The organism is Pseudomonas putida, from assembly GCF_050989985.1.
GTDB lineage: Bacteria > Pseudomonadota > Gammaproteobacteria > Pseudomonadales > Pseudomonadaceae > Aquipseudomonas > Aquipseudomonas putida_AI.
This window is the reverse complement of the sequence record NZ_CP158815.1, coordinates 5,070,064-5,091,180: the sequence shown is the minus strand read 5'-3', so window position 1 is coordinate 5,091,180 and position 21,117 is coordinate 5,070,064. Positions and strand designations below refer to the sequence as shown.

The window sequence follows — 21,117 nt, the reverse complement described above, 5'->3', positions numbered from 1 at the left end:
AGGACTTACAGCTAGAATAGCCGCACATTTTTTTCAGGAGGTGGCCGATGCAGGCTCTCGACGTTTTGCTCAACCGTGTTTCCGTCCCGCGACTGATCGAACCGGCACCGACCCAGGCACAGCGCGAAGTGCTGTTCGGCGCGGCCATGCGCGCGCCGGATCACGGTCATTTGCAGCCCTGGCGTTTCCTCACAGTCGAAGGCGAAGCGCGCGAGCAAATGGGTGAGTTGCTGGCCGAGGCGGCGAAGCTGCAGGACAGCGAAGTCACCGAGGCGGCCATCGACAAGGCGCGAAACGGCCCGTTGCGTGCGCCCTTGGTGGTGGTCGTGATCGCGAAAATTCAGGATCACGTCAAGTATCCGAAGTCAGAACAGTTGCTGGCGGCGGGTTGTGCAGCCCATGGGATTCTGCTGGCGGCCTACGCGCAAGGTATTGGCGCGGTATGGCGTACCGGTGAACTGGCCTATTCGCCGCATGTGGCCAAGGGGTTGGGGCTGGCGGAAGGGGAGGAGGTGATTGCTTTCCTTTACTTGGGCACACCGCAGAAGGAACCGCGTGTGGCAGAGAAGGTGGATCTGGCTGAGTTTGTCAGCGCCTGGACCGGTAGCAACTGAGTCCCCAATCCCTGTGGGAGCGGGCTTGCCCGCGAAGGCGTCAGCACATTCAGCCTCGAAGTGTCTGATACAACGCTTTCGCGGGCAAGCCCACTCCCACAGGGGTCATGGTTGAATGACTGCCCCCGGCTCCAGTGGCAATTCCAGGCTGGCCACAAACCCGCCCTCCGGGTGATTTGCCAGCACCAGGCTCCCGCCATGCCGTTCCGCTGCGCGCCGGGCAATGGCCAATCCCAGGCCATGCCCGGCGGCGGTCTGCCCCGGTGCCCGGTAGAAGGGTTCTCCCAACTGATTCAAATGCTCGGCGTCGACCCCCGGACCATGGTCGCGCACGGTCACCACAATCCGTTCGCCATTGCGCAATGCCAGCATCTCAATCGGTTGCCCGCCTGCCGGATTGAAGCGCTGGGCGTTGCGCAACAGATTGTCCACGGCGCGCTCGATCATGGTCGGCCAGCCACGCAGGTTCAGTTGCGGTTCTGCCTCCAGTCGCACGCTTTGCTCCGGCGAGCCCAGTTGCGCATCCTTTTGCAGCGTATTGAGTAAAGCGTTGAGGTCCACGTCTTCGGCGCTGGCGTTGTCGGCATCGACCCGTGCCAACACCAGGATTTCACTGATCAACGCTTCGAGCCGGTCGCACTCGCGGGTGAGGCGCGGCCAGAGTCTTTCCCTTTCCTCGGGGGAAGCCCGTTCGGCCAGGGCCAGGGCAATACGCAGGCGGGCAAGGGGCGAGCGCAGCTCATGGGAGACGTCCCGCAGCAATTGTCGCTGGCTGCCGATCAGGCTTTGCAGACGCGCACCCATGCGATTGAAGTCGTTGGCCAGCACCCCGAATTCATCCCGGCGATTGGCCAGTTTGACCAGGCTGTTCTGTTGGTAGGCGGTTTGTCCCAGGTCATGCACGGCACCGCGCAAGCGGCTGAGGGGGCGGGTGATGGATAGGGTCACCAACAGACTGAAGAGCGTCAGCACCACCAGGGCGATGCCCAGGGCACTCAACGGCCAGAGCAGGCTTTCACGGTGCCAGGCGTCCAGTTCCGGATGGGGAATGCGGTAGATCAGCAGATAGGTGTCGCCGGTTTTTTCGCTGGTGTATTCATCGGTCAGGCGACGCCAGGGCAGGCGCCGGTCATCGTTGTTCTGCCGCGCTTCGAAAGCCGCCGCGCGTCGCGGGAAAGTGCCACGCACGACCGGGTCACCGCTCTCGTTCAGCACCTGCACATCGATGTGATACTGGCGTTTGCGCTGTTCCAGAATGTCCTGGGCGGCTTCTTCACCCTGGGATTCGTAGGTTTGCGTCCATTGTTCGGCCAGGGTGTTGAGGCCCGGGTGGCGACTGAGAATCCAGGCGTCCTGATTGAGCATGTGCCCAAGCAGAATGGACAGCCCTGCAACCAGAGCGATAGCCAGCCAGAAGCTGGCCAGGATACGCCAGAACAATGAGCGCACAGAAAATCCTCAGGCAATCACAAACCTTTGTGGGAGCGAGCCTGCTCGCGATAGCGTCGGCACATTCAACATCAACGTGTCTGAAAGGCCGCCATCGCGAGCAGGCTCGCTCCCACATTTATTCGGGTGGAATCAGACCCAACGGTGTTCAGCCGTTGGGTCTGCGTTAACGCATTATTGCGCTTTTTGCGGTTGTTGCGCTTTCCACGCCTTGAACTCGGCCCATTCGGCGCGACGTTCGGCCTGTTTCTTCTGGATCTCGTCGAATTTCTTCTGTTGATCCGGCTTCAGCACGGCCCGCACATCGGCTTCGGCTTTCTTGTGGTTGGCGGCCATCTCGTCTTTCATGGCTTTCTGGTCGGCTGGCGAGAGTTTTTCCAGGTACTTGTCGACCACTTGCTTACGCTCGTGCATCTGCTCGCCCATGATTTTGCGGATCTGCTCGCGTTGTTCGCGGCTCAGGTCCAGCTGGCTGTACGGGCCTTTACCGTGCATGCCGTGCATCTGACCGCCGTGGCGTGCACCATCCATCGGACCACCCATAGGACCTGCGCCTTCAGGCATGGCCATGGCCACGGTCGGCAGAGCGGCGGCGAACATCAGAGCGATAAGAGTCTTGCGCATGGTGAATCTCCTTGTCTCATTCCCGGTACGTTCCGGATGAGTACAGATTACGGAGATCAAGGTCAGCGGCGGTCAGCGGAGCGTAAAGCTTGGGTAAAGACGGATTTGGACCTTGCTGACAAACCCGCAGATCAATACACGACCCCATAGGGTCGTGTTGATTTCAGAGGCAGTAGTAATAACCGCGGCTGCGCAGCGCCACGATGCGCGGGCGACCATCGGGGTGCGGGCCGATCTTCTTGCGCAGGTTGCTGACGTGCATATCGAGGCTGCGGTCGTACAGGGTCAACTTGCGGCCCAGGGCGATTTGCGCAAGTTCCTGTTTGTCCAACGGCTCGCCAGGCTGCTTGAGCAGGGCTTCGAGCAGTCGGCTTTCGGAAACCGTGAGGGAAAACTCCTGTTCATCGATGCTGACCACGCCACGCACCGGGCTGAAACACAGGTCGCCCAGTTCGATCTGGCTGGACACTGCTGCCGGATGGCTGCGGCGCAGCACGGCGCGCAGGCGGGCGGTCAGTTCGCGTGGGTCGCAGGGTTTGGCAAGATAGTCGTCGGCGCCCAGTTCCAGGCCGAGGATGCGATCCAGGGGTTCGCCCCGGGCCGACAGCATCAGCACCGGCAAATCCGGGTGATCGCTGCGCAATTGCTTGAGCAGTTCCAGGCCACTGCCGTCCGGCAGCATCACGTCCAGCACCACGGCCGCCGGGGAGGTTTCTGCCAGGGCGCGGCGGGCGCTCTGGCCATCGTGGCAGGCCCGTACCTGGAAGCCTTCCTGGCCCAGCCAACTGCTCAGGAGCTCACACAGCTCCTGGTCATCGTCAATCAGTAACAGCTCGCTCATGACTCACTCAATTTAGCCATTGTCGACGTTTTCGATTTGCACCACTGGCGAAGATACCGCAGAGCAGGGCCAATAGTGCAACTCCGGCGCCGACGACGAACCACTGTTGCTGATCGGTCAGCAGGCGCGGGGTGGAGCTACCGGCCTGGGCTTCGCGCAGTTGCAGCTTCAGGCGCTGGTTCTCCTGGCGCAACCGGGCCAGTTGCGGGCTTTCGCGTTCGCCATCGGCATTCTGCAATTGTTTGCTCAGTTCTTCCCGTTGCCGCTCGCTTTCTTTCAAGCGTTGCTGCAACTCGTTTATCTGGGCGCCCGCGCTCAGTGACAGCGGCGTGGAGTTCGCGCCCTCGGCGTGTTCTTCACCGTGGGCGGGGGCCACAATCGACAACGTGACCAACATCAGACACAACGGACCCTTGCGCATCGCGACTCCTGATTCCAATACGGGTATTGGGAAGTTGTCGGCCGGCAAACGAGAATAATGAGCGATTGAGAGCGCGGTGAACCGATAAGGTTCACCGCGCGGGGAAATTGCGAGAAGAAAGTTACGGCAGGACTTGCTTGAACGGCTTGACCGAAACGTTGGCGTAGACGCCGGCGGCAATGTACGGATCGGCATCGGCCCAGGCCTGGGCGGCGCTCAGGGAGTCGAATTCGGCGACGATCAGGCTGCCGGTGAAACCTGCGGCGCCCGGGTCGTTGCTGTCGACCGCCGGGTGCGGGCCGGCCAATACGATGCGACCTTCGCCCTTGAGCACTTGCAGGCGCTCAAGGTGGGCAGGGCGTGCGGCCAGGCGAGCTTCCAGGGAGTTGGCGACGTCTGTGGCAATGATTGCGTAAAGCATGTCAGTCCTCGGTTTTGGGCGATGTGGTATCGGCGTCATGCAGGTGGCGGGACAGGTAGATGCCCTGGCCGACCAGGAACAGCAACGTCATGCCCAGGCTGCCGAAGACCTTGAAGTCGACCCAGTAGCTCTGGAAGGTGAACGCGACGAACAGGTTGGCGGCACCGCAGAACAGGAAGAACACGATCCAGGCGATGTTCAGGCGTGTCCAGACCGGCTCCGGCAGGGTCAGCGCATGGCCCATGATGCGTTTGATGAGCAGGCGGTCACCGATGAAGTGACTGCCGATGAAGCCCAGGGCAAAGATCCAGTTGACCACCGGGGCTTTCCATTTGAGGAAGGTCTCGCTGTGGAAGGCCAGGGTCAGGCTACCGAAGACCAGGCAGGCGATCAGCGTCAGCCACTGGCTCTTCTCCAGCTTGCCCTGCTTGATGAACAGAGTGCCGTAGACCACCAGGGAACTGATGATCAGCATCGCGGTGGCACTGTAAATACCGCCTACAGTTACCTCGTGGCCGGCAATGTCGACGACCCGTGGATCGATTTTGAAGACGATGAAAAACAGCAGGAGCGGGATGAAATCGATGAATTGTTTCACAGTGGCAGCCAGAAGCAGGATGTGGCGGCATAATAACAAACATATGGGCGCGCGATAGCGCCAGCTGATTTGAGGTCTAGAAACCCTGTGAATGTTGATTTGCACTGCCATAGCACGGCCTCCGATGGCGCCCTGGCGCCTGCGGTTCTGGTGGCGCGTGCGTTCGAGCACGGCGTGCGAGTCCTGTCCCTGACCGATCACGACACCACCGAAGGCCTCGCAGAGGCGCGAATCGCGGCCAATGAACTGGGGATGCAATTGGTCAATGGCGTCGAGCTGTCCTGTACCTGGGGTGGCGCGACCATTCATGTGCTCGGCTATGGTTTCGACGTCGATGCCGCGCCGTTGGTCGAGGCGATCGCCAAATTGCACGATGGCCGCTGGCTACGGTCCGAAGAAATAAGCCGCAAACTTGCATTGAAGGGCATGCCCGGGGCTCTGGAAGGCGCCCGGGAAATCCAGCAGGAGCTGGGTGACAGCGGCAACGCGCCCGCCCGCCCGCACTTCGCCGACTGGATGGTGCGTGAAGGTTTGGTCAAGGATCGCGCCGAGGCATTTCGCAAATGGCTGGGCGCCGGCAAGCTGGGGGACGTCAAGCAGCACTGGCCGACCCTGGAAGAAACCGTCGAAACCCTGCGCGCGGCCAATGCCTGGGTCAGTCTGGCTCACCCATGGCACTATGAGTTCACCCGTAGCAAGCGCCGCCGCCTGATTGCCGACTATATTCAAGCAGGGGGCCAGGCAATCGAGGTGGTCAATGGTCATCAGCCCGCCGAGCAGGTAGGCAGCCTGGCCATTCTGGCCCGCGAGTTCGGTCTGCTGGTCAGCGCCGGCAGTGATTTTCATGGCCCTGGAGGCTGGTCCGAGATCGGTGAATACCGCCCGCTCCCGGAGGATCTGCCACCACTGTGGTGTCGGTTCAAACATGACCCAATTATTGCCGTCGTCTGAACAGGTAGAGAATGTGAGTCAATTTTTCCAGATTCATCCGGAAAACCCGCAACCGCGCCTGATCAAACAGGCAGTCGAGATCATCCGCAGCGGCGGGGTGGTGATTTATCCCACAGACTCCTCCTACGCAATCGGTTGCCAGATCGGCGACAAGGTCGCCGTGGAGCGCGTACGCCGATTGAGAGGCCTTGACGACAAGCACAACTTCGCGCTGATTTGCAGCGATCTGTCGCAACTGGGGCTGTTCGCCAAGATCGACACCGGGACATTCCGCATTCTCAAGGCTCACCTGCCTGGGCCGTACACCTTCATTCTCAACGCCACTCGCGAAGTCCCGCGGCTGCTGTTGCACCCTAAAAAACGCACCATCGGTCTGCGCGTGCCGAGCCACCCGATTGCCCTGGCGCTGCTGGAGCAGTTGGGCGAGCCGCTGATGAGTGTGACCCTGATCATGCCCGGTGAAACCGATCCGATGAGCGATCCTTACGAAATGCGCCAGTTGCTCGAGCATCAGGTCGACCTGATCATCGACGGCGGCTTTGGCGGCATCAAGGCGTCCACCGTGATCAGCCTCGCCGACGGTGAGCCTGAAGTGATCCGCGTCGGTTGCGGCGACGCCACGCCGTTCATGGCCGAGGCCTAGATGTCCGCAGTAGAACCCGTTGATCCGCAAGCAGGTGCCCAGCAAGAGCTGCCATTCGCCGTGGTCTATGGCCAGGCGGTCATGGAAATGCCGCTGGACCTGTACATTCCGCCCGATGCGCTGGAAGTCTTCCTCGAAGCCTTCGAAGGCCCGCTCGACCTGCTGCTGTACCTGATCCGCAAGCAGAACATCGACATCCTCGACATCCCGGTGGCGGAAATCACCCGCCAATACATGGGCTATGTCGAGTTGATGCAGTCGGTGCGCCTGGAACTGGCCGCCGAGTACCTGGTGATGGCCGCCATGCTCGCCGAGATCAAGTCGCGCATGCTGCTGCCCCGCTCGGAAACCATCGAGGAAGAGGAAGAAGACCCGCGGGCCGAGCTGATCCGGCGATTGCAGGAGTACGAGCGATTCAAGGCTGCCGCCGAAGGCATCGATGGCTTGAGCCGCGTCGGTCGTGACGTGGTGGTGCCCAAGCTCGATGCGCCCGAAGCCCGTGCGCGCAAGTTGCTGCCGGACGTGCGCCTGTCGGAGCTACTGCTGTCGATGGCCGAGGTCCTGCGCCGTGGCGACATGTTTGAAAGTCACCAGGTCAGTCGCGAGGCGCTGTCGACCCGCGAGCGCATGAGCGATGTGCTCGAACGTCTCAAGGGCGGCGGTTTCGTGCCGTTTGTCGAGCTGTTCACCGCTGAGGAAGGGCGCCTCGGCGTGGTAGTGACCTTTATGGCAGTCCTCGAGCTGGTCAAGGAATCCTTGGTCGAGCTGGTGCAGAATGAGCCGTTCGCAGCGATCCACGTGCGAGCCCGAGCCGAATAACGAGTTGAATCATGAACCTGAGTGAACCCCGCGAGCTGGCTCCACTGCTTGAGGCCTTTCTGTTGGCCTCGGGAAAACCGCAATCCATTGAACGCCTGTTCGAACTCTTTGAAGAGGGCGAGCGGCCGGAGCCGGCGGTTTTCAAGAAAGCCCTGACGATACTGGGCAAATCCTGCGATGGCCGCGCGTTCGAATTGAAGGAAGTCGCCTCCGGTTATCGTCTACAGATCCGCGAAAAGTTTTCGCCGTGGGTCGGTCGTTTGTGGGAGGAGCGTCCGCAGCGTTATTCCCGGGCAATGCTGGAAACCATCGCGCTGATCGCCTATCGCCAGCCGATCACTCGGGGCGAAATCGAGGATGTGCGGGGCGTGGCGGTCAATAGCCAGATCGTCAAGACCCTGATGGAGCGCGAGTGGATTCGCATCGTCGGTTACCGCGACGTACCGGGCAAACCGGCGATGTTCGCCACCACCAAGGCATTTCTCGATCACTTCAACCTGAAAAACCTCGACGACCTGCCGCCGCTGGCGGAACTGCGGGAGCTGGAGCCTGATCCAGTGCTCGACTTCGACGACGCCCCGGTGCCTGCCACGTTGCAGGAATTGGCCGATGCCAGTGCCGAGCCGGAGGAGCCCAAGGAGGAAACCAGTTTCCATACGCTGTTACTGGAACTGGACAGCATGGAAGAGGGGCTCAAGACCGATTTCGATGATTTGTTGCGTGATGGTGAGCTGCCTCGGTTCGATTCGGATCAACCCGATATCGAGGCGCAGGGTGAAGCGACGCAGATTGAAGCTGAACCTGAACCTGAACCTGAGTTTGAATCGGAAGACGAGCCCGCGTCGGACATCGAACCAGAACAGGAAGACGACATCCTTGGCGTTGCCGAGGCCCGGGAAAAACTCCTGGCGGCCGTCGCTGCGCTGGAACAACCCAAGCCCGAGCCGCAATTGAGCGAGGAAGAAGCCGAAGCCCTGGCGTTGGCCGAGGCCATTGAAGCCGAACGCCGCCAATTCGAAGACTGATACCGATCCTGTAGGAGCGAGCCTGCTCGCGATAGCGGACTGCCATTCACTTAAATATTGAATGTGCTGCCATCATCGCGAGCAGGCTCGCTCCTACAGGGGGGGGTGTCATGCCACCGGTCGGCGGAAAAACAAATAATCTGGTGTCGATCAACTAGTCTCTGATGCGCGAACGCCGCCATGCGCGTATGATTCGCGACCCTCGAGCGATCCCATCGCTCAAGTACCCAGATTTACATCGCTTCAGGACGCTCAACTCAAGCCGTCCTGAACAGATCACACCGGGAGGTGCCCAGATGAGTATCAACGACCAGCAAGACGACCAGCCAATCGGCCCAGCAGGCGAAAAACTGCAAAAAGTCCTCGCCCGTATCGGCGTCGGCTCGCGCCGTGACGTGGAAGCCTGGATCAGCCACGGCCGAATCAAGGTCAATGGCAAAGACGCCACACTTGGCCAGCGTGTCGACATGCACGACGCCATCAGCATCGATGGCCGGGTCATCAAGCGCGAAGAAGCCGCCGAGTCGGTACGCCGCGTGATCATGTACAACAAGCCCGACGGCGAAATCTGCACCCGCGTCGACCCGGAAGGCCGTCCGACTGTGTTCGACAAGTTGCCGCGTCCGAAAGAAGGGCGCTGGATCAACATCGGCCGTCTGGACATCAACACCACCGGTTTGCTGATGTTCACCACCGACGGTGAGCTGGCCAACCGTCTGATGCACCCGTCTTTCGAGATGGACCGTGAATACGCCGTGCGTGTGCGCGGTGAGGTCGATGACGAGATGATCGAGCGCCTGAAAGCGGGCGTCGTGCTCGAAGACGGTCCGGCGCGTTTCACCGACATCCAGCAGGCACCGGGCGGTGAAGGTTTCAACCACTGGTACCACTGCGTGGTGATGGAAGGTCGTAACCGTGAAGTTCGTCGTCTGTGGGAATCCCAGGGCCTGGTGGTCAGCCGTCTGAAGCGTGTGCGTTTCGGTCCGGTGTTCCTTAACTCCGACCTGCCGATGGGCCGCTGGCGTGAAATGAGCCAGTACGAAGTCGACGTCCTCAGCGCCGAGGTTGGCCTGACGCCTGTGGCGATGCCGCAGTTGAATGCCAAGAGCAAGGACAAGCTGGAGCGTATGCAGCGTAAATCGTCGCGACCAATGGCGCGGACCGAGCGTGTGCGCACCTTGCGTCCGGCGACTGACGCGCCTGCCGCGCCACGGGCCATCCGCGAGCCGCAGCTCGAAGGTGAGCGTCCGGGTCGCAAGCCGGCCGCGCGCCAGGATGGCGAGCGCAGCCCGCGCACGCCACGTCCGGCCAACGGTCGTACCGAGCGTGGCGAAGGTCGTGGAGCGCCAGCCGGTCGCGGTACCCCGGTAGCCGATCGTCCGGTCGACACCAAGCGCCCGGCCAAGCCGGCGCCGAAGCGTCCGGGAATCAAGCTGGTTGATGGCGATGCGCCTTCGGGCAAGCGTCGTGGCGCGCCGGCCGGTTCCGGTCAGCGCCCGGGGTTCGGACGTCGCAAGCCGGAGTGAGGCTGCGCTGAGCTTCGAGCCTTGAGCTGCAAGTGAGAAACGCCAACCTTCGGGTTGGCGTTTTTTTTTGGTCTGCCGTTAGCTTGGTGTTGTTTTTGAGGGCGCTTTCGCGAGCAGGCTCGCTCCCACAGGTAATCCAGTGTATTTGAGGGCTCGGACCAATGTAGGAGCGAGCCTGCTCGCGAAGGCGTCAGCGGCAACACCGTTATGTCCGGATTGGAAAACCAATGTTACGCGTCGTAAAGAAAACCTTACGAATTTCACGGATTGCCCCTGTGAAATCGTCATCACTCCAACACTGTAAGAAAAACCTTCCGCGCAGCAGTCTTCCTGGAGCGACTCCAACGCTCTATCCCGCTTGTTTCCCCACCCCATGCAAGGTGTCATGCGCGCCATGCCTGTCGTGCAGGTGCATAACAAAAAGGAGGCGCAATGAACGCCGCAATCCGTTTCCAGCTCCCATCGTGGGCCGGTTCCCAAGCCGTCCCCGTCAATGGCCTGCAAAGGCCTGAATCCTTTTTTGCAGCCGCCCGAGCCTCTCGGGGCGGACACAGGCAATCCCGGCCGACGACACACTGATCCAGTGGTGTCTGGCAGCAGGGGGTTGGCGGTGTACAATGCGCCGCGTTTTACCTGTGACCTCCTGCGCAATCGCGCAAACCTCAAGGCTACCCGCCTTGTTCACTCCGTCGCGTCACGAGCGCGTCGGGTTCGATTTCGTCACAGATAAAAACAAACAGGTGACGCATGACCGTTGTAAATACGCTGAACTCCTGGTGCCTGCGCTGGGGTTTGATCGATGCCGCTTAACGTTTTTTCTGAGCTGCAACGTCTTTCGAACATCATCAAACCTTGCGTGAGACCTTTTTCATGAGTGGACAAAACTCGCATTCAGGCGAGCTGAAACGCGGCCTGAAAAATCGCCACATTCAATTGATCGCCCTCGGTGGCGCCATTGGTACCGGTTTGTTCCTCGGCTCGGCCGGGGTCCTGAAATCCGCCGGTCCGTCGATGATCCTTGGCTACGCCATCTGCGGCTTCATTGCCTTCATGATCATGCGCCAACTGGGCGAAATGATCGTCGAAGAGCCGGTCGCCGGTTCCTTCAGCCACTTCGCCCACAAATACTGGGGCGGCTTCGCCGGCTTCCTGTCGGGCTGGAACTGCTGGATCCTGTACATTCTGGTGGGCATGTCCGAGCTGACCGCGGTCGGCAAGTACATCCATTACTGGGCGCCGGATATCCCGACCTGGGCCACGGCGGCTGCCTTCTTCGTGCTGATCAACGCAATCAACCTGGCCAACGTCAAAGTCTTTGGCGAGGCCGAGTTCTGGTTCGCCATCATCAAGGTCGTGGCGATCGTCGGCATGATCGGCCTGGGCAGCTACTTGCTGGTCAGCGGTCATGGCGGCCCGCAAGCGGCGGTCAGCAACCTGTGGTCTCACGGTGGTTTCTTCCCGAACGGCGTCAGCGGTCTGGTGATGGCCATGGCGATCATCATGTTTTCCTTCGGTGGCCTGGAAATGCTCGGTTTCACCGCTGCTGAAGCGGACAAGCCGAAAACCGTGATCCCGAAAGCCATCAACCAGGTGATCTACCGGATCCTGATTTTCTACATCGGTGCGCTGGTTATTCTGTTGTCCCTGACGCCCTGGAACAGCCTGCTCGACACCCTGAATGCTTCGGGCGACTCCTACAGCGGCAGCCCGTTCGTTCAAGTGTTTTCGATGCTGGGCAGTAACACCGCCGCGCATATCCTCAATTTCGTGGTCCTGACCGCGGCGTTGTCGGTGTACAACAGCGGCACCTACTGCAACAGCCGCATGTTGCTGGGCATGGCGGAGCAGGGCGATGCACCCAAGGCCCTGGCGAAGATCGACAAGCGCGGTGTGCCGGTGCGTTCGATCCTGGCCTCGGCTGCCGTGACCCTGATTGCGGTGCTGTTGAACTACCTGATGCCGCAGAGTGCGCTGGAACTGCTGATGTCGCTGGTAGTGGCAACTCTGGTGATCAACTGGGCGATGATCAGCTATTCGCACTTCAAATTCCGCCAACACATGAACAAAACCGGCCAGACCTCCTTGTTCAAGGCCTTGTGGTACCCGTACGGGAACTACGTTTGCCTGGCGTTCGTGGTGTTCATTCTTGGCGTGATGCTGTTGATCCCGGGGATCCAGGTCTCGGTGTATGCGATTCCGGTATGGGTCGTGTTCATGTGGGTCTGCTACGGCATCAAGAACAAGCGTCGTGACGCCGCCGTGGTGGCTGCTCCAGCCCGGTAAGCAACAGACCGGCTGGCTTGATAACGCAAATGCCCGTATCGCGAGATATGGGCATTTTTTATGGGCGCTCTGGTTTTCAGGCATCAGAAACGCAAATGCCCCGACAAGTCGGGGCATTTGTTGTTCAGGCGTTCGGCTTACATGTTCGGGTAAGTCGGGCCGCCGGCACCTTCAGGTGTCACCCAGGTGATGTTCTGTGCAGGGTCCTTGATGTCGCAGGTCTTGCAGTGAACACAGTTCTGGGCGTTGATCTGGAAGCGCTTCTCGCCGTCTTCCTTGGTCACCACTTCATACACGCCAGCCGGGCAGTAACGCTGGGCAGGTTCGTCGTACAGCGGCAGGTTCTTGCCGATCGGGATGCTTGGGTCGGTCAGCTTGAGGTGGCAAGGTTGCTCTTCTTCGTGGTTGGTACCGGAGATGAACACCGAGCTCAATTTATCGAAGCTGATTTTGCCGTCCGGTTTCGGATAGTCGATCTTCTTGCAGTCGGCCGCCAGTTTCAGGCAAGCGTAATCCGGCTTGGTGTCGTGCAGGGTGAACGGCAGTTTGCCGCCGAAGATGTTCTGATCCAGCCAGTTGAAGCCGCCGCCGATGATGGCGCCGAACTTGTGGATCGCCGGGCCGAAGTTACGGCTGGCGAACAGTTCTTCGTACAGCCAGCTCTTCTTGAAGCTGTCGACGTAATTGGTCAGTTCATCGCCGCCTTCGGATTCTGCGAACAGGCGATCGGCCACGGCTTCAGCCGCCAGCATGCCGGACTTCATGGCGGTGTGGCTGCCCTTGATCTTGGCGAAGTTCAGGGTGCCCAGGTCGCAACCGATCAGCGCGCCGCCCTTGAAGACCATTTTCGGCAGCGAGTTCAGGCCGCCCTTGCAGATGGCGCGGGCGCCATAGCTGACGCGCTTGCCGCCTTCCAGGTACTGCTTGAGCACCGGGTGATGCTTGAGGCGCTGGAATTCGTCGAACGGCGACAGGAAGGTGTTGCTGTAGGACAGGTCGACGATCAGGCCGACTACGACCTGGTTGTTTTCCAGGTGATAGAGGAACGAGCCACCGGTGTTTTCGGTGCCCATGATGTCCATCGGCCAACCTGCGGTGTGGACCACCAGGCCTGGCTGGTGCTTGGCCGGGTCGATTTCCCAGATTTCTTTCAGGCCGATGCCGTAGTGCTGAACGTCGGAATCACTGTCGAGGTTGAAACGCTTGATCAGCTGCTTGCCAATGTGGCCGCGGCAACCTTCGGCGAACAGCGTGTATTTGCCACGCAGTTCCATGCCCGGGGTGTACAGGCCTTCTTTCGGATTGCCTTCACGGTCGACGCCCAGATCACCGGTGATGATCCCGCGAACGATGCCGTTTTCATCGAACAGCGCTTCCTGGGCAGCGAAGCCCGGGTAGATTTCAACACCCAGGTTCTCGGCCTGCTGGGCCAGCCAGCGGCACAGGTTGCCCAGGGAGATGATGTAGTTGCCTTCGTTGTGCATGGTCTTGGGCACAAAGAAGTCAGGGATTTTCTGCGCGCTTTCAGCGTTTTTGAGCACGAAGATGTCGTCGCGGGTCACCGGCGTGTTCAGCGGCGCGCCGAGTTCCTTCCAGTCCGGGAACAGTTCGTTCAGGGCGCGTGGTTCGAACACGGCACCGGACAGGATGTGAGCACCGACCTCGGAGCCTTTTTCAACCACGCAGACGCTGATTTCCTTACCGGCTTCGGCGGCCTTCTGCTTCAAACGGCAGGCGGCGGACAGGCCAGCGGGGCCGGCACCGACGATGACCACGTCGAATTCCATGTATTCGCGTTCCACAGGCTATCTCCTACTCAAGGCTCAACAGTTTTTCTAATTTTCAAGGTTTGGTGTCGCATCCATGAATCCCGGCAAAGCGTCGGGAGAGGACAATCGATCGACCACCTTTGTCTTTGGGTGGCGCATTATATCTACACCACTCTCAGGGTCCAATACAAACGTTTGTTTGAATTGGCTCAAAGCCAGAGAAATCAAAGTCACGCGGGTTATGAACGGCTATTTTGCCGTATTGACCGGAATAGGTGTTCCGGTCAAGATACGGGCGGTTTTGCGCTCGCCGTAGGCTGACTGTTGGTATCAAGAGCACCTCTAAAGACAGGGCGATGGCAGTGGGAAGTGAGGCACCGTTCAGATTCTGCGCGCAGTTTACACGCCGCGATATTGAATGACTTGTCGGTCACTCTGACGAACGGTCAAGAGCACCATGAGTGATGGTCACTTGACACACATGCCGGCGTTTTTAGAGGTGCCCTTGGGCCCGATGAGCATCAACCGCCAGGTTCGCCTAGGCGACTTTCTTTTCACCGGAGAGTAACGAGGAATCCATGAAGGTTCTTGTAGCTGTCAAACGCGTTGTGGATTACAACGTCAAGGTCCGCGTCAAGGCGGACAATTCCGGCGTCGATCTTGCCAACGTCAAGATGTCGATGAACCCATTCTGCGAAATCGCTGTGGAAGAAGCCGTACGCCTGAAAGAGAAAGGCGTTGCGTCTGAAATCGTCGTCGTCTCCGTCGGCCCGTCCACCGCTCAGGAGCAACTGCGTACCGCGCTGGCTCTGGGTGCCGACCGCGCCATCCTCGTCGAATCCGCCGAAGACCTGACTTCCCTGGCCGTTGCCAAACTGCTGAAGGCCGTTGTCGACAAGGAGCAGCCTCAGCTGGTGATCCTTGGCAAACAAGCCATCGACAGTGACAACAACCAGACTGGCCAGATGCTCGCTGCATTGAGCGGCTACGCTCAGGGCACCTTCGCCTCCAAGGTTGAAGTGGCTGGCGACAAGGTCAGCGTAACCCGCGAAATCGACGGCGGTCTGCAGACCGTTTCGTTGAACCTGCCGGCCATCGTTACCACCGACCTGCGTTTGAACGAGCCGCGCTACGCGTCCCTGCCAAACATCATGAAAGCCAAGAAGAAGCCTCTCGAGACGCTGACTCCGGACGCTTTGGGCGTTTCCACCGCCTCCACCAACAAGACCGTGAAAGTCGAAGCGCCTGCTGCACGCAGCGCGGGCATCAAGGTCAAGTCGGTGGCTGAACTGGTCGAGAAACTGAAAAACGAAGCGAAGGTAATCTAAATGACTATCTTGGTTATTGCTGAACACGACAACAAAGTGCTGGCCCCGGCCACGCTGAACACCGTTGCTGCCGCTGCCAAAATCGGTGGCGACATCCACGTTCTGGTTGCAGGCCAGGGCATTGGCGCTGTGGTCGAAGCCGCTGCGGACGTTCTGGGCGTGAGCAAGGTCTTGGCCGCTGACAACGCTGCGTACGCGCATCAGTTGCCGGAAAACGTCGCGCCTCTGGTTGCCGAACTGGGCAAGGGCTACAGCCACATCCTGGCTGCCGCCACTTCCAACGGCAAAAACATCCTGCCGCGCGTTGCCGCTGCACTGGACGTTGACCAGATCTCCGAGATCATCTCGGTAGAAAGCGCCGACACTTTCAAACGCCCGATCTACGCCGGTAACGCCATCGCTACCGTGCAGTCGAGCGCCGCGATCAAAGTGATCACCGTGCGTGCCACCGGTTTCGACCCGGTTGGCGTTGACGGCGGTTCCGCGTCCATTGAAACCGTTGCCGCTGCTCACGACGCTGCGATCTCCAGCTTCGTCGGCGAAGAGCTGGCCAAGTCCGATCGTCCGGAACTGACCGCTGCCAAGATCGTCGTTTCCGGCGGGCGCGGCATGCAGAACGGCGACAACTTCAAACACCTGTACGCCCTGGCCGACAAGCTGGGCGCTGCCGTGGGTGCTTCCCGCGCCGCGGTCGACGCAGGTTTCGTACCGAACGACATGCAGGTCGGTCAGACCGGCAAGATCGTTGCACCACAGCTGTACATCGCCGTCGGTATCTCCGGCGCGATCCAGCACCTGGCCGGCATGAAAGACTCCAAAGTGATCGTTGCGATCAACAAGGACGAAGAAGCGCCGATCTTCCAGGTGGCCGATTACGGCCTGGTGGCAGACCTGTTCGAAGCCATCCCTGAGCTGGAGAAGCTGGTCTAAACCGGCAGCTTCACTTATAAAGAGCCCGGCCTTTTGGTCGGGCTTTTTTTTGCCTCTGTACCTGTAGGAGCGAGCCTGCTCGCGATGATCCCAAGAGCGCCGCTTTTAATCAGAACGCCCGCGTCATCGTTAGCGCCCATCGCGAGCAGGCTCGCTCCTACGGGGTTATAAGCGTTTTCAACGGGAGTGTACTGCCATGGATCTGCGCCGCATGTGTCGCTGGTCATTACTGCTGAGTTTGGCGTTATTGCCGGCATTGTCGAATGCCGCAGGCAAGTGCGAGCGTCTGGTGGTAACCGGCAGTCCGGATGCGCCACCCTACCTCTGGCAGGACCCGCAAAATCCCAAGCACTTGATCGGGGCGAGTGCCGACTTGTTGCAGCAGGTGGCGGGGGAGTTGGGCATAAAGGTCGAGATGCTCTATGCCGGCAAACGTTCCCAGGCCCTGGAGGAAGTGCGCAGCGGCCGTATGGACATGCTGGCCGATACGCCGTTGACGGTGAGCGAGCTGGAAACACTGGACTACATACACCCGCCGTTGCTGGAAAACGACTACCTGGTCTGGACCCGCAAGGATTCACCCCTGATCTACAACGACGTACAGGACTTGCACGGCCATGTCGGTGCCTTGTCGGAAAAGTCCCGGCTGACTGCGGAGTTCGTCACCTTCACCCAGCAGCAACTGTCGGTCATTCGTACACCCAACCTGACCCAGGCCTTTCAGAAATTGCTGTTGGGCGAGGTGGAGTTTGTCCTGGCGGGGCGCTACTCGGGCATGGCCATGGCGCAAACCCTGGGCATGGCCAACGACCTGATCGCCCGCGCGCAACCTGTCGACAGGCCGGGATTGTTTCTGGCGGTTTCCCACAACTCGGCCTGCAACGATCCGTGGTTGCGCGGACAGCTGGCCAAAAAGATGACAGAATTGCCCGCGTCCGGACTGACGGAGGCTGTGTTGCAACGCAATATCGAGCGTTGGAATACGCAGCAGAAACAGCCTGTCAGTACCCCAAAACAGTAGGAATTCTTAGTGAGTATTCGACCTCTTTTCGCTGCCCTGGCCGTTCTGGCTCTGGCCGGTTGCGCAGCCGATCCGGCACCCAATGAACAAATGCGCCTTACCGCACAGGCGCTCGAACAAGCCAAGGCCGTGGGTGCCACCGCCGATGATGTGCCGGAAATGAAGCTGGCGGAAGAAAAGTACAACCGCGCCAAGGGCAGCATGGCCGATCAATCCTTCAAGAATGCGCGCATGCGCTCCGAACAGGCCGAGCTGGATGCGCGCCTGGCCGAGGCCAAGGTCCTGACCCTCAAGAGCGAGGAACAGTTGAACGTGCTCAACACCCGCATCGCCCGCCTGCGCAAGCAATTGGGAGATGCCCAATGAATCTCAGCTCCAAGGTTATCGGTGGTTTGATCCTGGCGGGCTGCGCGAGCCTTTATGGCTGTGCCGGTCAACACAGTGAAGCGGCGTTGCAACAGGCTGGGGCCGACTTCCAGAAGGTCAAGGAAGACTCCAACGTATTGCGGATTGCGCCCAAAGATGTGATTCGTGCCGGTGAGTCCCTGGCCCGCGCCGATCGCCTGTCCACCTATTGGGGCAGTGGTTCGGACGTGGCGCATTATGCCTATCTGAGCCAGCGCTACAGTGAAATCGCCAGGGAGCACACCAATCAGGTGCTCAACGAAGAGCGCGCAGCCAAGCTCGAACTGGAACGCCAGCGCCTGCAACTGGCCTTGCGCGAATCCAAGCTGCTCAGTGTGCAACAGCAGGGCAAATGGCTCGAAGAGCAGATCGTGGCGCTGGCCACCACCCAGACTGACCGTGGCCTGGTCATGACCTTGGGCGATGTGCTGTTCGACACCGGCGAGGCAGAACTCAAAAACTCCGCCAACCGCGTGGTGTTGAAGATCGTGCAGTTCCTGCAGCTCAACCCCAAGCGCGTGGTGCGCATCGAAGGCTATGCCGACAGTACCGGCGGCAAGCAGGAAAATCTCAAGCTGTCCCGTGACCGTGCGCAATCGGTGGCGGACGTGCTGATGGACCTGGGTATCGACGACAAGCGCATTCAGGTCGAAGGTTATGGCGATGAGTACCCGGTGGACGCCAACGCGTCCGAGCGCGGACGCGCGCAGAACCGTCGGGTGGAAATCGTGTTCTCCGACGAAAAAGGCCAGCTCGGCGCCGCCCGCTAAGGGTTGCGTCTCTGGAAAACCCGGCCTGTCATGCAGTGCCGGGTTTTTTTGTGCCTGCGAACCCGTCGGCAAAACAGTACAGTTTTTTGCTGACACTGCACTGTATGGTCGACTATTGTGGTAACTGTCCCAGTACACTTCCAAACTGTTCCGGTATCGTTTCCGACAAGAATAAAATGCCTGTGAAATCGAGTGCTGCGTCATGACCAACCTCCTGCTCTACCAACGTATTGCTCAACAGCTGGCTGAAGACATCCGTCGCGGGGTCTATCAACCGGGGGAGCGTGTGCCTTCGGTGCGCAAGATGAGCTCGCAGCTCAACGTCAGCCATGCCACGGTCTTGCAGGCCTATGCCAACCTCGAGGATCAGGGATTGATCCGTGCCCGGCCGCAGTCGGGCTACTACGTACACCAGACGCCGGCCCTGACCGCGCCGACCCCGGACATCGCCCGGGTCGAGCGTCCTGGCCTGGTCACGCGCAGCAGCATCATCCAGCAGGTACTGGTCGAATCCCGCCGGGAAGGGGTTTTTCCGTTGGGCGCGGCGGTGCCGAGTGTCGACTACCTGCCGGTTCGGGCGCTGCATCAGCAATTGGCCAAAGTCACCCGTTTCCACAGCCCCCGCGCATTCAGCTACATGTTCAGCCCCGGTTTCGAGCCGCTGCGCCGACAAGTGGCGATCCGTATGCGCGATGCTGGCGTAGTGGTTGACCCCTCGGAAGTGGTGATCACCCACGGCTGTGTTGATGCCTTGCAGATGTCCCTGCGGGTACTGACCCGTCCAGGGGATCTGATCGCTGCCGAGTCGCCGACCTATTACGGTTTGCTGCAACTGGCCGATCTGCTGGGCCTCAAGGTCATCGAGATCCCCAGCGATCCCGCCACGGGCATGAGCCTGGAAGCCTTGCAGCTGGCGGCCAATCAATGGTCGATCAAGGCGCTGGTGCTGACCACGCGGCTGAGCAACCCCTTGGGCGGCACCATGCCCGAGGAGCGGCAGAAACAATTGTTGCGTCTGGCCTCGGATTTCGACATTCAGATCGTCGAGGACGATATCTACGGCGAATTGATGTTCGAGCAGGGGCGTACCAAGGCGCTCAAGGCCTATGACCGGCTGGACCGGGTGATCTATTGCTCGAGTTTCTCCAAGACCCTGTCACCGGGCGTGCGGATCGGCTGGATGATTGCCGGCAAGTTTCAGCAGGAAATCCAGCGCCTGCAGACGTTCAGTACCCATTCGGCCTGTAGCGTCACGCAGATGGGCATCGCCGCCTATCTGGAGAATGGCGGTTACGACCGGCACTTGCGTTACATCCGCCAGGAGTACCGCAAGAACCTCAGCGCCTTCCAGTTGGCGGTGCAGCAGTATTTCCCCGAAGGCACGCAAATGACCCGGCCAACTGGCGGTTTCATTTTGTGGGTGAGCCTGCCGGGAAGGGTCAATACCCAGGAATTGCATGTGCGTGCCTTGCAGCAGGGCATCAGCATTGCGCCGGGACTGATTTTCAGTAACACCGAGCAGTTCAATCACTGTATTCGGCTCAACTGCGGCATACCCTGGAACCGTGAAGCCGAGCGTGCGCTGATGACCCTCGGCATGCTCGCTACCCAGCTTTGCCAGGAGACCGCCCTGGGCCTGTGACGCAGTGGGCGGGTAATGCCTGCCCACGCTTGTCATGTCACGTGCAACAAGCGAGCATATGGCCTCTGTGTCGTTTGCGCCAAGTGCGTCGTTGAGTCCATGAAACCGATTTTTCCCGCCGTCTGGTTATTGATCTGCCTGTCAGTCAGCATTCAGCCAATCACCGTTTTGGCCGCATCCGCCCAAGACAAGCCGGCCACCAGCACGGCTTCGAAAAAAACCGCGCCCGCCAAAACCGCGCCGACAAAGAAAGCAGCGCCGGCCAAAAAGCCAGTCGCAGCGGTCAAAAAACGCTCACCCGTTGCCTCCAAGTCGAAACCGGCCAGCGAGGTGGTGAAGACCCAACTCCCTCCTGCCAAACTCGACTTGAGCCTTCCCAAGGACATGGTCGACGAACTGGACCCCGTCGGCACCGTACCCTTGCCCAAACACGATCCGGTGTTGCCGCAAATGTTCGGTGACAAGACCGGCAGCAGTCAGTTTCAGCTCAACGGTCGCCTGATCAGCAACGAAATGCAGTTGCAGCTGCGTAATGAAGAGCGTCATGAAGTCGAAGGGGCGGCACTGGAATTCGAATTCAAGCGGTAAATCGCACCCGTTCGCGAGCCGCGGACCAGACGCTTTGTCGGAGACTGCCCGGTCACACCCGTTTGCAGGTAAAAACCCGCGGCCCGGTAATTTAAAACAACTGTTTAAGCGGTTACTCTGTGCCCCGTCCTTTAACACATCGCCCGTCGCGAGGAGCTTGTCGTCATGAAGTGCCGTGAAGGCTGTGGCGCCTGTTGCATTGCCCCTTCCATCAGTTCAGCCATTCCCGGCATGCCCTTGGGCAAGCCGGCCGGGGAACGTTGTGTGCAATTGTCTGCCGAAAATCTGTGCAACATCTTCGGCCAACCCGAGCGCCCGGCGGTTTGCTCGGGGTTCAAGGCGGACGTAGAGGTGTGCGGCGACAGCAGTGAACAAGCCATCAGGTTGATCGGCTGGTGGGAGCAAATGACCGCGGCGTGATGTGTTCGACGAACGGAACTTCAACAATA

General features: G+C 59.9%; 22 protein-coding genes. 15 read left to right on the top strand and 7 right to left on the bottom strand.

Going from position 1 to position 21,117, the window contains the following annotated elements:
- Window positions 1-47: 47 nt before the first annotated feature.
- Window positions 48-614, top strand: a complete 567-nt coding sequence (locus ABTV29_RS23300) for an NAD(P)H nitroreductase (RefSeq protein WP_433766992.1) — start codon at window positions 48-50, stop codon at window positions 612-614.
- Between the two features lie 105 nt (window positions 615-719).
- Here ABTV29_RS23300 and ABTV29_RS23295 read toward each other — a convergent pair whose 3' ends face one another.
- From ABTV29_RS23295 to ABTV29_RS23270, 6 genes are all read right to left on the bottom strand, one after another.
- Entirely contained in the window at window positions 720-2,063 is a 1,344-nt protein-coding gene (locus ABTV29_RS23295; RefSeq protein WP_433766991.1) for an ATP-binding protein, read from the bottom strand.
- Between the two features lie 174 nt (window positions 2,064-2,237).
- Window positions 2,238-2,687 carry a Spy/CpxP family protein refolding chaperone gene (locus ABTV29_RS23290; protein ID WP_433766990.1) on the bottom strand — a complete coding sequence of 150 codons (450 nt, stop codon included), beginning with the start codon at window positions 2,685-2,687 and terminating at the stop codon, window positions 2,238-2,240.
- A 163-nt stretch (window positions 2,688-2,850) separates the two neighbouring features.
- Window positions 2,851-3,528, bottom strand: a complete 678-nt coding sequence (locus ABTV29_RS23285) for a response regulator transcription factor (protein ID WP_433766989.1) — start codon at window positions 3,526-3,528, stop codon at window positions 2,851-2,853.
- A 7-nt stretch (window positions 3,529-3,535) separates the two neighbouring features.
- The gene (locus ABTV29_RS23280; RefSeq protein WP_433766988.1) at window positions 3,536-3,949 is read right to left on the bottom strand and encodes a translation initiation factor 2; all 414 of its coding nucleotides are present in this window, start codon (window positions 3,947-3,949) and stop codon (window positions 3,536-3,538) included.
- Window positions 3,950-4,070: 121 nt separating this feature from the next.
- Window positions 4,071-4,370 carry a YciI family protein gene (locus ABTV29_RS23275; RefSeq protein WP_008156126.1) on the bottom strand — a complete coding sequence of 100 codons (300 nt, stop codon included), beginning with the start codon at window positions 4,368-4,370 and terminating at the stop codon, window positions 4,071-4,073.
- Window position 4,371: 1 nt separating this feature from the next.
- Window positions 4,372-4,968, bottom strand: a complete 597-nt coding sequence (locus ABTV29_RS23270; RefSeq protein WP_433766987.1) for a septation protein A — start codon at window positions 4,966-4,968, stop codon at window positions 4,372-4,374.
- Between the two features lie 87 nt (window positions 4,969-5,055).
- Between ABTV29_RS23270 and ABTV29_RS23265 the strand changes: the two genes are divergently transcribed.
- The 6 genes from ABTV29_RS23265 to ABTV29_RS23240 all read left to right on the top strand — a co-directional run bounded on the left by ABTV29_RS23265 (window position 5,056) and on the right by ABTV29_RS23240 (window position 12,215).
- Window positions 5,056-5,919, top strand: coding sequence for a PHP domain-containing protein (locus ABTV29_RS23265; protein WP_433766986.1), 864 nt, complete (start codon window positions 5,056-5,058; stop codon window positions 5,917-5,919).
- Between the two features lie 13 nt (window positions 5,920-5,932).
- Complete coding sequence (locus ABTV29_RS23260; RefSeq protein WP_433766985.1) at window positions 5,933-6,562, top strand: L-threonylcarbamoyladenylate synthase; 630 nt, start codon at window positions 5,933-5,935, stop codon at window positions 6,560-6,562.
- 120 nt (window positions 6,563-6,682) lie between these two features.
- On the top strand, window positions 6,683-7,381 hold the full coding sequence (locus ABTV29_RS23255) for a segregation and condensation protein A (protein WP_204354372.1): 699 nt from the start codon (window positions 6,683-6,685) through the stop codon (window positions 7,379-7,381).
- A gap of 11 nt (window positions 7,382-7,392) precedes the next feature.
- Window positions 7,393-8,406, top strand: a complete 1,014-nt coding sequence (scpB, locus tag ABTV29_RS23250; protein WP_433766984.1) for an SMC-Scp complex subunit ScpB — start codon at window positions 7,393-7,395, stop codon at window positions 8,404-8,406.
- A gap of 296 nt (window positions 8,407-8,702) precedes the next feature.
- Window positions 8,703-9,932: a 23S rRNA pseudouridine(2605) synthase RluB gene (gene rluB, locus ABTV29_RS23245; RefSeq protein ID WP_433766983.1), complete on the top strand. Its 1,230-nt coding sequence runs from the start codon at window positions 8,703-8,705 to the stop codon at window positions 9,930-9,932.
- A gap of 870 nt (window positions 9,933-10,802) precedes the next feature.
- The gene (locus ABTV29_RS23240) at window positions 10,803-12,215 is read left to right on the top strand and encodes an amino acid permease (RefSeq protein WP_433766982.1); all 1,413 of its coding nucleotides are present in this window, start codon (window positions 10,803-10,805) and stop codon (window positions 12,213-12,215) included.
- Window positions 12,216-12,352: 137 nt separating this feature from the next.
- Here ABTV29_RS23240 and ABTV29_RS23235 read toward each other — a convergent pair whose 3' ends face one another.
- Window positions 12,353-14,017 (bottom strand): electron transfer flavoprotein-ubiquinone oxidoreductase, encoded by a 1,665-nt coding sequence (locus tag ABTV29_RS23235; protein ID WP_433766981.1) that lies wholly within the window; start codon window positions 14,015-14,017, stop codon window positions 12,353-12,355.
- 545 nt (window positions 14,018-14,562) lie between these two features.
- On the opposite strand from ABTV29_RS23235, the gene ABTV29_RS23230 reads away from it, so the two are divergent.
- The 8 genes from ABTV29_RS23230 to ABTV29_RS23195 all read left to right on the top strand — a co-directional run bounded on the left by ABTV29_RS23230 (window position 14,563) and on the right by ABTV29_RS23195 (window position 21,088).
- A complete protein-coding gene (locus tag ABTV29_RS23230) occupies window positions 14,563-15,312 on the top strand; it encodes an electron transfer flavoprotein subunit beta/FixA family protein (RefSeq protein WP_433766980.1) in 750 nt (249 codons plus the stop codon).
- A complete protein-coding gene (locus tag ABTV29_RS23225; RefSeq protein ID WP_433766979.1) occupies window positions 15,313-16,242 on the top strand; it encodes an electron transfer flavoprotein subunit alpha/FixB family protein in 930 nt (309 codons plus the stop codon).
- Window positions 16,243-16,438: 196 nt separating this feature from the next.
- The gene (locus ABTV29_RS23220; protein ID WP_433766978.1) at window positions 16,439-17,263 is read left to right on the top strand and encodes a substrate-binding periplasmic protein; all 825 of its coding nucleotides are present in this window, start codon (window positions 16,439-16,441) and stop codon (window positions 17,261-17,263) included.
- A 9-nt stretch (window positions 17,264-17,272) separates the two neighbouring features.
- Complete coding sequence (locus ABTV29_RS23215; protein WP_433766977.1) at window positions 17,273-17,629, top strand: DUF4398 domain-containing protein; 357 nt, start codon at window positions 17,273-17,275, stop codon at window positions 17,627-17,629.
- Window positions 17,626-18,438 carry an OmpA family protein gene (locus ABTV29_RS23210; RefSeq protein ID WP_433766976.1) on the top strand — a complete coding sequence of 271 codons (813 nt, stop codon included), beginning with the start codon at window positions 17,626-17,628 and terminating at the stop codon, window positions 18,436-18,438. The genes ABTV29_RS23215 and ABTV29_RS23210 overlap by 4 nt, the downstream gene beginning before the upstream one ends.
- 202 nt (window positions 18,439-18,640) lie before the next feature.
- Window positions 18,641-20,080, top strand: coding sequence for a PLP-dependent aminotransferase family protein (locus ABTV29_RS23205; protein ID WP_433766975.1), 1,440 nt, complete (start codon window positions 18,641-18,643; stop codon window positions 20,078-20,080).
- 99 nt (window positions 20,081-20,179) lie between these two features.
- Entirely contained in the window at window positions 20,180-20,668 is a 489-nt protein-coding gene (locus ABTV29_RS23200; protein ID WP_433766974.1) for a translation initiation factor 2, read from the top strand.
- A 165-nt stretch (window positions 20,669-20,833) separates the two neighbouring features.
- On the top strand, window positions 20,834-21,088 hold the full coding sequence (locus ABTV29_RS23195) for a YkgJ family cysteine cluster protein (RefSeq protein WP_433766973.1): 255 nt from the start codon (window positions 20,834-20,836) through the stop codon (window positions 21,086-21,088).
- Window positions 21,089-21,117 lie beyond the last annotated feature (29 nt).

Coding starts and splice junctions, on each gene's coding strand:
- ABTV29_RS23280 (WP_433766988.1), bottom strand. CDS start 3,949: ATGCGCAAGGGTCCGTTGTGTCTGATGTTGGTCACGTTGTCGATTGTG.
- ABTV29_RS23220 (WP_433766978.1), top strand. CDS start 16,439: ATGGATCTGCGCCGCATGTGTCGCTGGTCATTACTGCTGAGTTTGGCG.
- ABTV29_RS23205 (WP_433766975.1), top strand. CDS start 18,641: ATGACCAACCTCCTGCTCTACCAACGTATTGCTCAACAGCTGGCTGAA.
- ABTV29_RS23195 (WP_433766973.1), top strand. CDS start 20,834: ATGAAGTGCCGTGAAGGCTGTGGCGCCTGTTGCATTGCCCCTTCCATC.
- ABTV29_RS23200 (WP_433766974.1), top strand. CDS start 20,180: ATGAAACCGATTTTTCCCGCCGTCTGGTTATTGATCTGCCTGTCAGTC.
- ABTV29_RS23275 (WP_008156126.1), bottom strand. CDS start 4,370: ATGCTTTACGCAATCATTGCCACAGACGTCGCCAACTCCCTGGAAGCT.
- ABTV29_RS23225 (WP_433766979.1), top strand. CDS start 15,313: ATGACTATCTTGGTTATTGCTGAACACGACAACAAAGTGCTGGCCCCG.
- ABTV29_RS23240 (WP_433766982.1), top strand. CDS start 10,803: ATGAGTGGACAAAACTCGCATTCAGGCGAGCTGAAACGCGGCCTGAAA.
- ABTV29_RS23230 (WP_433766980.1), top strand. CDS start 14,563: ATGAAGGTTCTTGTAGCTGTCAAACGCGTTGTGGATTACAACGTCAAG.
- rluB (WP_433766983.1), top strand. CDS start 8,703: ATGAGTATCAACGACCAGCAAGACGACCAGCCAATCGGCCCAGCAGGC.
- ABTV29_RS23300 (WP_433766992.1), top strand. CDS start 48: ATGCAGGCTCTCGACGTTTTGCTCAACCGTGTTTCCGTCCCGCGACTG.
- ABTV29_RS23290 (WP_433766990.1), bottom strand. CDS start 2,687: ATGCGCAAGACTCTTATCGCTCTGATGTTCGCCGCCGCTCTGCCGACC.
- scpB (WP_433766984.1), top strand. CDS start 7,393: ATGAACCTGAGTGAACCCCGCGAGCTGGCTCCACTGCTTGAGGCCTTT.
- ABTV29_RS23210 (WP_433766976.1), top strand. CDS start 17,626: ATGAATCTCAGCTCCAAGGTTATCGGTGGTTTGATCCTGGCGGGCTGC.
- ABTV29_RS23285 (WP_433766989.1), bottom strand. CDS start 3,528: ATGAGCGAGCTGTTACTGATTGACGATGACCAGGAGCTGTGTGAGCTC.